Raw genomic sequence first — 8,778 nt, forward strand, 5'->3', positions numbered from 1 at the left:
AATTCACCCCGTTAAAAATAGCCTAACTATTGTTAGTTTATGAAATTTCGAAAAATAGTATTTTCGGTTTCTCTTGCTGGATTATTCTTCGGATAGTTTAACTATTTCTAACGGGGTGTACCCCAGAAATAGCCTAACTATTGTTAGTTTATGAAATTTCGAAAAATAGTATTTTCGGTTTCTCTTGCTGGATTATTCTTCCGATAGTTTAACTATTTCTAACGGGGTGAACCCAAAATAGCGAATCCTTTTTTATTGACAAAACACATCTTTTGTAATATAATTTCAAAGCAAAAAAAATGGGAGTTTTTGTGCGCAAAGTAATAATAATATTTTCGTTATTTATATTCAGTTCTCCTTTATTTGCCGGTCCAAAAATTTCGTTTATTTCCGGTGATGTTTCTTTATACCATACAGATGCCTGGGTTAAGGCAAGCACTTCAACTGTCTTAAGCCTTAAAGACAAGATAAAAACTGCTTCAAATTCCAGAGCAATTATAGTTTTGGACAATTTAACTCAGGTCTGGGTAAACGAAAATTCGGAGCTTTCCGTTGCATCTTTAGGACAGGAAAGCTTTTTTGATTTACTGGCAGGAAAAATCAGGGCAAAAGTTAAACTAAATGCGAACGAAAAATTCAGAGTTAAAACGCCGGTTTCTGTCGCTTCGGTGCGCGGGACAGATTTTATATTGACTTTTGAAGGAATCCTTGCGGTTTTGGAGGGAAAAGTTGAGTTTTCAGATGCATTTTTCAAACAGGTTGTAGAAGTTCTTAAAGATCAGTTCGGATCGCTTGATGATCAAGGCAAGATGAAAGATCCTAAGAATATGACTCCTGAAGAAAAGGCAAAACTAGAAGAGGAGTGGAAGCTATTTATTGAATACACTAAGGCAAAGACAGAGCAGGCGGAAGCATCTGATAAAGAGGCGGAAAATCTTAGAAAAGAAATATACAAAATCATATCTGAAGTAAAAAATGACATCAGGCTTACCCGGGAGTTAATGAATGAAATAAAAGAATCAGATTTTTCTGCCGGGAGAACCCTGCGGGATGTTCACGGAAATTTAGTGAGGGTTGAACAGCATCTGATCAGGCCGGATTCAAATACTCTTCAGGTGCTAAATCTTACCAAAAGAACAGAATATAGATATGTTGATCATGGGGGGATGGGAGTTACTTATAACGGACCTGTCGGATCAAGACTTGACGTTATGGATTGCACTATGAAAATGAATATGCCTCTGCCGGAACAGTTGTCCGAGTGGCCGGGATATATTGCTTCTAAAGGGGATGATATACATCCTTCCCGGGTCAGCGTGAAGTTTACAAATGTTGTTGATACAATAGAAATGAAAGGCCAATGGCAGAATAAAGGATATGTTACCCAGGAAGGAAAAACTCTGGAAGAAGACGGGCTTGTTTTTACGCATTATGTAAATAACTGGCAGGTAGACGATTCATATAAAGCAGAAGATCAGGACGCAGTAAGAAAAAATAATACTAAACAAGACGGCCATGATGCAGGATACTTGTGGGAATGGAATATTTCGCGCGATCAAAAAATTATTGATCCGAATAACTCTTCCAATTTTAAATATATAAATTTCTATGAAGAATCGTATTGCATTAATAACAGCGGAAATATTATGAGCCTGAATTCTTTTGCCAATTCATCCGAAAATCCTTTTACCCTTCTCAAGCAGATTGCCGGGGAACAGATTGTTTTCTGCAGGGAAAGGAACGGGAATGATTTTCTTAAGAAAGGCAATATAGATTTGGTGTATATACCTGATGTTATAGTTGCGGTAGCACTTCAGATAGCAACGTCGGCTGACAGTTTTAGATCCTCAGAATCGAATAATCCTTGAACATAATTTGGGGACACAATACTTAATTTATCTTTGTTTACTTTGATTAATTTGAATTAAGTATTGTGTCCCCAAATTATGGGGAGATAAAATGAACATTCCCAAAGAGCTTTATTATACCAAATCACACGAATGGGCAAAAAATGAAAACGGAAAAGTAAGGATTGGAATAACCGATCATGCCCAGCACGAAATAACGGACGTGGTGCATGTGGAACTTCCCCAAGTAGGAAAAAAAATTAAAAAAGGGGACCCTTGCGCCGTAGTTGAGTCAGTGAAATCGGCATTTGATATTTATGCCCCTGTTTCAGGAACTGTTTCGGCAATAAATGAAAAACTGAATACAAACCCCGAACTTGTAAATTCATCGCCGTATGATCAGGGCTACTTTTTTGTTGTTGAAACGGCAAACTCTGATGAGCTAAAAAGTCTTATGACTCCGGCTGATTATGAAAAACTGATTTCTTAAAATAAAAAGGGGTAAGTGATAAGTGGTAAGGATTAAGCTTAAAGCAAAAAAGAATAAAATCCGTTCTGCTTAACCCTTATCCCTTACCGCTTATAACTGAAAATATGGACTACATATCAATTAACGATCAGGAAAAAAAGGAGATGTTTTCTTCAATCGGTGTTTCCAAGGCCGAGGACCTTTTTTCCGTAATACCTGAAAAGGCAAAAGTAAAAGGGCTAAACCTGCCCAAAGGCCTTTCGGAGCAGGAATTAGTGAGCAAGTTTGAAATCCTTGCCGGAAAAAATATTTCGCTTAAACAAATGAAATCTTTCAGGGGCGCCGGCATATACGAGCATTTTATTCCTTCTTTAGTAGATGAAATAACAGGCCGCTCGGAATTTCTGACCGCTTATACCCCTTATCAAGCTGAAGCAAGCCAGGGTACGCTTCAGACTATTTTTGAATACCAAAGCCTTATAACGCAGCTTACCGGGCTTGATGTCGCAAACGCATCTATGTACGACGGCGCTTCTGCCTTAGCCGAGGCGGCTTTGGTTTCAATCCGTTCAACCGGAAAGAAAAAACTTCTTGTTTCATCCGCTTTACATCCCGAATATTTCCAGGTTTTAAAAACATACCTTCAGGGATTAGCGATAGATATAAAGACAATTCCTTTAGATGGCGGAAACACTTCTACAAAAGATTTGAAAAATCTTTTTGATCCCGATACAGCTTCAGTAATAATTCAATCGCCTAACTTTTTTGGCCAGATTGAAGATTTGGAAGAAATTAAGAAACTTTGCGAACCTGCAGGGTTTCTGCTCATTTCCGTTGTCAATCCCATTTCGCTGGGAATTTTAAAATCCCCCGGTGAAGCAGGATCTGATATTTGTGTCGGCGAAGGCCAGGTTCTGGGGAATCCTTCAGGCATGGGCGGATTTACTTTCGGCTTTATGTCCTGCAAACAATCTCTTGCCTGGAAAATGCCCGGCCGTATTGTCGGCCAGACAACAGATACAAAGGGAAGAAGAGGTTTTGTCTTGACTTTACAATCTAGGGAACAGCATATACGAAGAGAAAAAGCGACATCCAATATCTGCACCAATTCTGCTTTAAACGCTTTAGCCGGCTGCGTTTATCTTTCCGGCTGGGGGCCGGAAGGTTTTAAAAAGCTAAGTACTCTTAACCTGTCAAAAAGCCGTTACGCTTTTGAAGAAATTATCAAAATTAAAGGTTTTTCGGCAGCATTTTCTAATCATAATTTTTTTAACGAATTTGTAATTAAAACTACGAAAGATGTAAATAAACTGCAGTCAAAACTTTTAGACGAAAAAATTCTCGGGCCCCTTGAATTGGAAAAATTTTTCCCTGAATTTAAGAACTGTCTTTTATTCTGCGTAACCGAAGCAAGGACAAAGAAAGATATAGATAAATTGGTTGATATTCTGAAAGAATGCTAAAAGAATGCTAAAAGAAGCACAAGTATGGCATACTTCCAAGCGAAGTGGTGAGTCCTTCGATATAACTCAGGACAGTGAGCCTGTCGAACTGTGGAATCGAACTACGAAGTTCGGACAAAAAAAGATATAGACAAGCTGGTAACCGTTTTAAAGGAAATATAGTAATGGAAAAACTTCTTAAAGAAATCAGTGTTGACGGTTATAAGGCTTACTCCGTTCCTGAAGCCGATGTCCCGATAAAAGATCCGGGAAAAATACTTGAAGATAAATTATTGCGCAAAAAACAGCCGGGATTACCTGAAATCAGCGAAGCAGAACTTAACCGTCACTTTACCAGGCTTTCCAAAGAAAATTATGCCTTAAGCACAAATTTTTATCCTCTGGGTTCCTGTACAATGAAGTACAATCCTCCGGTAAACGAAAAAATAAGTAAGCTTTCCGGATTAGCCAATCTTCATCCCTATCAAAGCGAAGACACTCTTCAGGGCGCGCTTGAAATCCTTTTTGAACTAGAAAAAAATCTCTGTGAAATAACCGGAATGGACGCTTTCTCATTACAGCCGGCGGCGGGTGCTCAAGGCGAGTTCACCGGCCTTCTCATAGCAAGGGCATATTTTAATTCAAAAAAAGAAAAACGGACTAAAATAATTGTTCCGGATTCAGCCCACGGAACCAATCCCGCTTCGGCGGCTCTGGCAGGCTTTGAAATAGTTTCATTAAAATCTGAATCTAACGGCATTCTAAATCCTGCAAAAGTTAAAGAAGTCCTGACTAATGATGTTGCCGCTATAATGCTTACGGTGCCGAATACTCTTGGTGTGTTTGAAAAAGATATTTTAGCCGTTGAGGAAGCGGTTCATAAAAACGGTTCTTTGATGTATTACGACGGCGCAAACTTAAACGCGCTATTGGGTGTTTCAAGGCCGGGCAATATGGGATTTGATATTCTTCATGTAAATCTTCACAAGACTTTTTCCACTCCTCACGGCGGAGGGGGGCCGGGGGCGGGGCCGGTGGGAGTTAAGAAATTTTTGGCAGACTTTTTGCCTTATCCCTCAGTAAAGAAAAGCAGCGAAAAGTATTTTTTGAATTACAATATGCCGAAAAGTATCGGCAGAGTACGTTCATTTTACGGGAATTTCCCGGTTTTGGTCAAGGCATACGCATACATTCTTGCTTCAGGCGCGGAAGGATTAAAAAGAGTAAGCGAACAGGCAGTAATCAACGCTAATTACCTTTTGTCTATTCTTGGGAAAAAATTGAATTCTCCTGCCGGTAACAGATGTATGCACGAGTTTGTTCTTTCGGGCAAAGATTTAACTTTGAACGGCGTTAGGACACTTGATCTGGCTAAAAGGCTATTGGATTACGGCTATTATGCTCCAACGATTTATTTCCCTTTGATTGTTGAAGAAGCGATAATGATAGAGCCGACTGAAACCGAAACTAAGGCGGCTTTGGATGAATTTGCCCAAACTTTCATAAAAATATTGGAAGAAGCCAAGACTGATCCGGAAAAACTTAAAAATTCACCTCAAAATACACCGGTAACCCGCCTTAATGAAGTTGAAGCTGCCCGAAAGCCGATACTGCACTGGTGACCTAACGGCAGTAATTAGTACATAGTTCATAGTTCGTAGAAAAAGCTTTTAACTTACAACTAATAACTAATTACTAATCACTAATTACTGTATTTAATATTGACATCAGTATCGATATGTTATAAAATAAATTCATGGAAAAGATAGAAATGCTTGAGAAAAGAGTCCGTCAGGTTGCTGACCGCCTGATGACTTTAAGAGACGAAAATAAAAAGCTTCATTCAAACGTTAAATTTATGGAAGGTGAAAACAAGCGGGCAGGCGAACTTATCAGAGAAAACGATATTTTGCAGGAAGAAAGGAAGCAGCTCGCTCACAGGATAGAAAAGGTTCTTAAGAAATTGAACGGTTTTACTGTTTAATAATTTAAAATGAACAAAATGCAAGTTAAGATCCTCGGCAGCGTCTATGACCTTGAAGTTGACGGGTCTGATGAGCTCTTTATACACTCCGTCGCTCGTTATCTTGAAAAGAAGATGGAGAAGATACAGGAAGAAACCGGCATCGTAGACACACAAAAAATAGCAGTCTTTGCAGCGTTAAATATCGCTGATGAATTACTTAGAATTAAAGATTCAAAAGAGAATATTTCCGGAGTTTTAGATAAAAAAGCAGATGAACTTATAAAGGTACTTGATCATTCATTGTCTGCTTGATTTATTCTTTTTTTCAGCATATTTTATATTTCCCTGCGATGTTGGTGCAACTTTATCAGATTCAACCCTACAAGCTTGAATCAGGGAGTCACCGGTTAATCCTCGCACCTCGTGCCTTGGATTCCGAACACCCACTAATGATTTTGGGCGTGAATCGATAAAGAACACGGCATCGTGGGGATTTTTTATTTTGCCAAACCTCACTATGGGTTTGGCAAAATAAAAATTAAGGGAAAAACAAGATTTACAGAATAGAACGGAAGTTATAAGTAGTTGTAGTTGGCTGGTAACTTAAAACATGAAACAAGAAGATCTGTTCTTAAAAGAGAAGAAAATTAGCCATGAGTCTTTGCCCTTATCGTATAGGATAAGCCCGAGATCTTTGAATGATTTTTTCGGCCAGGAAGAAATCTTTGGGAAAGAAAAACTTCTAAGGCGTTTAATAGAATCGGACCGGCTGGGATCGGTTATTTTTTACGGTCCGCCGGGCACAGGTAAAAGTGCTCTTGCTAAAATAATAGCTTTGGAGACCGATTCTTATTTTGAACAGACGAATGCGGTTGTCATAGGCGTTAATGATATACGAAAAATTATAGAACAGGCAAAACTGAGGTTGAAGACTTCACAGAAAAAGACAATACTGCTTTTAGATGAAATCCACCATTTCAATAAAACACAGCAGGATGCTCTTCTTCCGGATGTAGAAAGCGGGCTAATTACCTTAATAGGTATTACGACTGAAAATCCTTATTTTTACATAAACTCAGCTCTCATTTCCCGCTCAACTCTTTTTGAGTTTAAACCTCTTAATGAAAAAGATCTGGAAATGATTTTAATGAGAGCTCTTTCTGAAAAAGAAAACGGGCTGGGTAAATATAACGTAAAAATATCAAAGGAAGCAAAGGAACACTTAATAAAAGAAGCAATTGGGGACGCAAGACGGCTTCTTAATGCTTTGGAAATCGGAGTTTTATCAACAGCAAAAGATAAAAACGGGATAATAAACATTGATTTAAAAGTTGCGGAAGAATCGCTCCAGAAAAAAGTGGTGCTCTACGACAAATCCAGCGATGAACACTACGATCATATTTCAGCTTTTATTAAATCAATGAGGGGTTCAAATCCGGACGCGGCACTTTATTGGATGTCAAAAATGCTTGTTGCCGGAGAAGACCCGCGTTTTATTGCAAGGCGGATCGTAATCTGCGCCTCAGAAGACGTGGGAAATGCCGATCCTCACGCGCTGATGCTTGCTGTAGCTGCTCTTAATGCCGTGGAGTTTGTGGGGATGCCGGAAGCAAAAATTCCTCTTGCACAGGCAGTTGCATATATTGCTTCTGCTCCGAAATCAAATGCTTCGTATTTGGCGGTCAGCGCCGCCGAAGGAAGCGTCCTTAAAGAAAAGCCGCGCAATGTCCCTAATCATTTAAAAGATTCTAATCTTGACGGAGAAACTAGAGGGCACGGTAAAGGCTACAAATACCCTCACAATTTTCCGGGTCATTTTGTGGATCAGGAATACTGGCCGGATCCCAAAATATTTTATGAACCGAGCGATCAGGGATACGAGGTAAAAATTAGTGAAAGGCTCAAAAGTTGGAGAAAAAAAAGCTGAAATCAGGGAAATAATGAAGAAAAAAAGAGACGGCCTTTTGAAAAAGGAAAGGAAATCCCTGAGCAGTATTATTGAAAAAAAAGTTTTTGATTTAAAGATTTATAAGGCGGCTTCAAGTGTTATGTTTTATGCCGCCCATCGTTCTGAAGTTGAAACCGGCCAAATGATCAAAAAAACTTTAAAAAGCAGCAAACAGGTCTGCGTGCCGAAGGTCAACTCCAAAAAACCCAAGGACATGTTTGCGGTTGAAATAACGTCGTTTGAAAATGATCTTGAGCCGGGCAACTACGGAATTTTTGAACCAAATCATGATTGCGGAAAAATTGTCAGCAAAGAAAGAATTGACTTAGTTATTGTTCCGGCTCTTGCCTATGATAGACTCGGATACAGGCTAGGGTACGGAAAAGGATATTACGATCGCTGGCTTAAAGGCTTCCCAAAGAAAAAAATGATAGGGCTTGCTTTTGATTTTCAGATTTTAGAAAACGTCCCCAGAACAAGTAAAGATGTGCCGGTAAATTTGATAGTAACAGAAAAAAGAGTCGTTAGAACTTAAAAGAAAGGAGCAATGATATGGAGATGATTTTAATACCGTCAGGTGCAATTGTTTTAGGCCTTATAATAGGTTACCTTCTTAGAGTTTTGTACGCGAAATCTAACGCGAAATCCGCGGAGCATGTAGCTGAAAGGATCATAAACGAAGCAAAAATGCTTGCCGAAACAAAAAAGAAAGAAGGCATGTTTGAAGTTAAAGAAGCGATGGAGCGCGAGAGGAAAGAATTTGAGCGCGAAACCCGCGAACGCCGGCAGGAAATGCAGAACATGGAAAAACGGCTTTTGCAGCGGGAAGAAAGCCTTGATAGGAAACTTGATATTTTGGACAAAAAGGAAAAGGAACTTGCCCAGAAGGAACGAAACATTGTCACAAAAGAGCAGTATCTTGATACCGAAGAAAAAGAAATTGCCAAAGCAAAAGAGGAACAAAAAAAGATTCTTGAAAGAATTTCAGGCATTACAAAAGAGGAAGCAAAAAAACTCCTTCTGCAGTCTTTGGAAGAAGAAGCGAAAAAAGATTCGGCAATGATGTTTAAAAAATTGGAGCAGGAAACCCGCGAACAGGCGGATAA

At 39.2% G+C, this 8,778-nt stretch carries 9 protein-coding genes; all 9 read left to right on the forward strand.

Going from position 1 to position 8,778, the window contains the following annotated elements:
- Window positions 1–311 precede the first annotated feature (311 nt).
- Window positions 312–1,868, forward strand: a complete 1,557-nt coding sequence (locus tag NT145_01420) for a FecR family protein (GenBank protein ID MCX5781355.1) — start codon at window positions 312–314, stop codon at window positions 1,866–1,868.
- Window positions 1,869–1,959: 91 nt separating this feature from the next.
- Window positions 1,960–2,337, forward strand: a complete 378-nt coding sequence (gene gcvH, locus NT145_01425) for a glycine cleavage system protein GcvH (protein ID MCX5781356.1) — start codon at window positions 1,960–1,962, stop codon at window positions 2,335–2,337.
- A gap of 104 nt (window positions 2,338–2,441) precedes the next feature.
- The gene (gcvPA, locus tag NT145_01430; protein MCX5781357.1) at window positions 2,442–3,779 is read left to right on the forward strand and encodes an aminomethyl-transferring glycine dehydrogenase subunit GcvPA; all 1,338 of its coding nucleotides are present in this window, start codon (window positions 2,442–2,444) and stop codon (window positions 3,777–3,779) included.
- A gap of 164 nt (window positions 3,780–3,943) precedes the next feature.
- Window positions 3,944–5,380, forward strand: coding sequence for an aminomethyl-transferring glycine dehydrogenase subunit GcvPB (gene gcvPB / locus NT145_01435; GenBank protein MCX5781358.1), 1,437 nt, complete (start codon window positions 3,944–3,946; stop codon window positions 5,378–5,380).
- Between the two features lie 134 nt (window positions 5,381–5,514).
- Window positions 5,515–5,742, forward strand: a complete 228-nt coding sequence (gene zapB / locus NT145_01440; protein ID MCX5781359.1) for a cell division protein ZapB — start codon at window positions 5,515–5,517, stop codon at window positions 5,740–5,742.
- Between the two features lie 18 nt (window positions 5,743–5,760).
- A complete protein-coding gene (locus NT145_01445) occupies window positions 5,761–6,036 on the forward strand; it encodes a cell division protein ZapA (protein ID MCX5781360.1) in 276 nt (91 codons plus the stop codon).
- A 298-nt stretch (window positions 6,037–6,334) separates the two neighbouring features.
- Entirely contained in the window at window positions 6,335–7,651 is a 1,317-nt protein-coding gene (locus NT145_01450) for a replication-associated recombination protein A (protein MCX5781361.1), read from the forward strand.
- Window positions 7,652–7,664: 13 nt separating this feature from the next.
- Window positions 7,665–8,207 carry a 5-formyltetrahydrofolate cyclo-ligase gene (locus tag NT145_01455; GenBank protein MCX5781362.1) on the forward strand — a complete coding sequence of 181 codons (543 nt, stop codon included), beginning with the start codon at window positions 7,665–7,667 and terminating at the stop codon, window positions 8,205–8,207.
- A gap of 17 nt (window positions 8,208–8,224) precedes the next feature.
- Window positions 8,225–8,778, forward strand: a 554-nt coding sequence (locus NT145_01460; GenBank protein MCX5781363.1) for an Rnase Y domain-containing protein, incomplete at its 3' end; no start/stop codon positions are given.

This window comes from Elusimicrobiota bacterium (assembly GCA_026388075.1).
GTDB lineage: Bacteria > Elusimicrobiota > Endomicrobiia > Endomicrobiales > JAPLKN01 > JAPLKN01.

What these genes read in the sequence shown, in the direction of transcription:
- gcvH (MCX5781356.1), top strand. Translation starts at nt 1,960, where the DNA reads ATGAACATTCCCAAAGAGCTTTATTATACCAAATCACACGAATGGGCA.
- gcvPA (MCX5781357.1), top strand. Translation starts at nt 2,442, where the DNA reads ATGGACTACATATCAATTAACGATCAGGAAAAAAAGGAGATGTTTTCT.
- gcvPB (MCX5781358.1), top strand. Translation starts at nt 3,944, where the DNA reads ATGGAAAAACTTCTTAAAGAAATCAGTGTTGACGGTTATAAGGCTTAC.
- zapB (MCX5781359.1), top strand. Translation starts at nt 5,515, where the DNA reads ATGGAAAAGATAGAAATGCTTGAGAAAAGAGTCCGTCAGGTTGCTGAC.
- NT145_01445 (MCX5781360.1), top strand. Translation starts at nt 5,761, where the DNA reads ATGCAAGTTAAGATCCTCGGCAGCGTCTATGACCTTGAAGTTGACGGG.
- NT145_01450 (MCX5781361.1), top strand. Translation starts at nt 6,335, where the DNA reads ATGAAACAAGAAGATCTGTTCTTAAAAGAGAAGAAAATTAGCCATGAG.
- NT145_01455 (MCX5781362.1), top strand. Translation starts at nt 7,665, where the DNA reads ATGAAGAAAAAAAGAGACGGCCTTTTGAAAAAGGAAAGGAAATCCCTG.